Source organism: Candidatus Diapherotrites archaeon (assembly GCA_040755695.1).
GTDB lineage: Archaea > Iainarchaeota > Iainarchaeia > Iainarchaeales > 1-14-0-10-31-34 > JBFMAK01.
In genome coordinates, this window is the sequence record JBFMAK010000012.1 from 1 (window position 1) to 2,902 (window position 2,902).

General features: G+C 71.2%; 3 protein-coding genes. All 3 read right to left on the reverse strand.

Translation table 11 applies throughout. The annotated features are described in order from the left end of the window. Positions 1-99: 99 nt before the first annotated feature. From istB to istA, 3 genes are read right to left on the reverse strand one after another with little or no spacing between them, the layout of a single operon-like run. The gene (gene istB / locus AB1467_07350) at positions 100-873 is read right to left on the reverse strand and encodes an IS21-like element helper ATPase IstB (GenBank protein MEW6296070.1); all 774 of its coding nucleotides are present in this window, start codon (positions 871-873) and stop codon (positions 100-102) included. Then, positions 870-1,232 (reverse strand): hypothetical protein, encoded by a 363-nt coding sequence (locus tag AB1467_07355; protein MEW6296071.1) that lies wholly within the window; start codon positions 1,230-1,232, stop codon positions 870-872. Before AB1467_07355 ends, istB begins: the two co-directional genes overlap by 4 nt. Continuing rightward, positions 1,229-2,713 carry an IS21 family transposase gene (istA, locus tag AB1467_07360; GenBank protein MEW6296072.1) on the reverse strand — a complete coding sequence of 495 codons (1,485 nt, stop codon included), beginning with the start codon at positions 2,711-2,713 and terminating at the stop codon, positions 1,229-1,231. The genes AB1467_07355 and istA overlap by 4 nt, the downstream gene beginning before the upstream one ends. Between the last annotated feature and the right edge of the window lie 189 nt (positions 2,714-2,902).

The following is a 2,902-nucleotide window of genomic DNA, read 5'->3' on the forward strand; positions in this document are numbered from 1 at the left end:
CTGTCAAGGGCCACGAGATTCTGAACGGAGACGGACTCGGGAACCGCGCGCTGGCGGCCATCAGAACTGCGCGGTGATGGCCACCAGAACTGCGCGCGTTCAAGCCAGCGGCTCCACCCCCTTTCCGTTCGTCGCCTGCTGAAGCCGCACGCTGTCGCCGGTGGTGACGCAGACGTGGGCATGGTGGAGAAGGCGGTCAACCGTCGCCCCGGCGAGTGTTTTCGGCATCAGCTCGTCGAAACCGGACGGGTGCAGGTTGGACGACACGGCCACCGACCGTTTCTCATAGGCGGCGTCCACGAGGCGGTAGAGGCCCTCTGCTGCGTCGGGGCTCACCGGGAGCAGCCCCACGTCATCAATAACGACGAGCTCGGACCCCAGGATGCGTGCCACCGCCCGGGCGACGCTGTCGTCGGCCCGGTGGCGACGGACGAGGGCACCCAGGTTATCGAGGGCGAACCAGGCCACCTTCATGCCCGCCTCCACCGCCAGCTGGCCCAGGGCTTCGAGGAACATCGTCTTGCCCGTGCCCGACGGCCCGCACACGACCAGGTTCTCCCGCCTGCGCACCCATTCCAGAGTGCGCAGGGCGGACTGGGTGGGAGCGGGGATCGACGACGCGGCGGGGTCCCAGGACTCGAAGCTCTTGCCGGCAGGGAAGGCGGCGGCCTTGCGGCGGGTGGCGAGGGAGGACCGTTCCCGCCCGGCCAGTTCCTCGGTGAGCAGGGACCGCAGCACCTCGGCCGGCTCCCAGCGCTGGGCCCGGGCGGTGGCGATCACCTCGGGGGCGTGGCGGCGGATGTGGGGCAGGCGCAGCCGGCGCAGCAGCGCCTCGATGTCCTCGGCCAACGGCGGGGGCTCCGGCGTCCTCATGATGCGACCGCCGCGGTCAGGGCCCGGCTGTGCCGGGCCAGGGTCTCGAGGACGACGTCGCCGGCCTCGGGCCCGCCGCCGTGGTCGCCGAGGCTGGCGGTGACCGCCGGAGGCGCGTCGGTGAGCCACTCGGCGATGTGATCGACGACCTCGGCCAACTCGGCAGCGTCGAGGACATCCACACTGACGACCGGGTGCTCGGGGCCCCCTCCGCCTTCCAGTTCGGCGGCGGCCACCAGCTCGGAGCACTCGGGACACTCGCCACCCGGCCCGACCTTGGAGCAGAACAGGTTGCACTCCTCACAGCGGCGCTCCAGCGAGCGGGTGCCGCAGGAGCCGCACTCCCACACGACGCTCATCGGCCGAAGCCTTCCCAGGCGGAGGTGCCGGGCTGGAGGGTGTGCTCGTCGCCGGCGCTGCGGGCATCGCCCACGCCAGCCGAGGCGTGATGGGCGATGATCGAGGCCAGGTCGCCCTCGGCGAAGCGGCCCATCACCGCAGCGTGGCCCAGGGCCCAGTCCACCGTCGCCGTCCCGTGCAGCGCCCCCAGGGCCACGGCCTCGGCCATCTTGGGGCGGGGCCTGCTCACGCCGGCCTCCCCGGCGGCGCTCAGCCACAGCGCCGCCCCCGCCCCCAGGGCCAGGAATGCGGCATCGGCGTCGTTTGTGGCCCGCGGGGTGCGGTGCAGCGGTCCCTCCGGGGTGGGCCCGAAGTGCTCGTCGAGGTGGCGGGGGTTGCCCGGCGTGGTCCGTTCGTGGCGGGCGACCTCGACTGCGCCGCCCTTGCCCACGTGGGTGATGACGATGTCCTCGCCGTGGGCCCGGGCCCAGACGGTCTCGCCCCGCAGGCGGTGGGGCACGGAGTACTCACCGCCCTCATGGGCGATGACGGGGGTGTTGGCCCCCACGGTGCGGGTGACCCCGAAGGCGGCGGTGTAGGCCCGCTCGGGCAGGCGGTGCAGGCGGTGGCGCTCCTCGGCCAGCATCTCCACCGGGGGCCGCCGGGTCACCCGGTGGTCCCGGGCGTTGACTTCGGTGCAGAAGGCGTCACAGGCCGCCTCCAGGGCGGCGAAGCTTTCATAGGCGGGGAGCAGGTTGGCGTCGGTGGGCACCAGGTCGGCCTTGGCCACCCGGACCGTGGCCTCCGAGCCCCCCTTGGACTCGGGGTCGGCCACGACACAGGTGGCGATGGTCAGTCCGTAGAAGCGGGCGGCGGCGACCATCTCCGGGTTGCGGATGGCGATGCGGGCCACGTGGGTGGTCGTCACCGTCTTCTCGTTGTCGGTGAGGGCGTAGGTGGGGCAACCGCCGAAGCGGCGCAGGGTGGCGTCGATGCAGGCGATGACGCTGGGCAGGGACTTGTCCCAGATGGCGATGACCACCCGGAACCGCGACCACGACAGCCAGGCGCAGAACAGCACCGTCGCCCTCCCGCCGATCACGGGGCCGTCGCCGAAGTCGTACTGGAACCACATCCCCGGCTCGGGCACCCACGGCCGGTAGATGCGCCGCCGGCCGTTGCGAAAGGCCAACTTGGCGGTGGCCACTGCCCGGCGGGTGGTGCGCTCCGAGCCGGTGTAGCCGAGGTCCACCAACCTGTCATGCGCTATGTCGGCGCGGATCTTGGCCTTCGAGGCCTCCACCCATTCCTCCAACTTGACGAGGAACGGGTCGATCAGCTGGTCGCGCCGGGCGGGCGTCTCCAAAGTCCCGGTGTCTCGGGCCGCCACCCAGTGGGCGACGGTGTTCGGTGAGCAACCGGCCAGCTCACCGGCATCTCGGAAACTGCGGGTCAGGTCGAACGCTTCAAGAATCTCCATGATCTCCTCGTCAGACTTCACGTGCTTCTCCTCGGTGGTTGGGTGCTTCAAGCACGCCCATCACACCGGGGAGGAGCGTCCCGGCGGTGGACCCACCGGGACAACGGTCAATCGATCAAGCAGATCTGGTGGCCGCCACCGCGCAGTTCTCGTGGCCGCCAGCGTTCAGTTCTTTGGCCGTCTCCGTTCAGGATCTCATGGCCGCTGACA

Bases quoted from the DNA above. Each gene is read 5' to 3' on its own strand.
- istB (MEW6296070.1), bottom strand. From the start codon at position 873: ATGAGGACGCCGGAGCCCCCGCCGTTGGCCGAGGACATCGAGGCGCTG.
- AB1467_07355 (MEW6296071.1), bottom strand. From the start codon at position 1,232: ATGAGCGTCGTGTGGGAGTGCGGCTCCTGCGGCACCCGCTCGCTGGAG.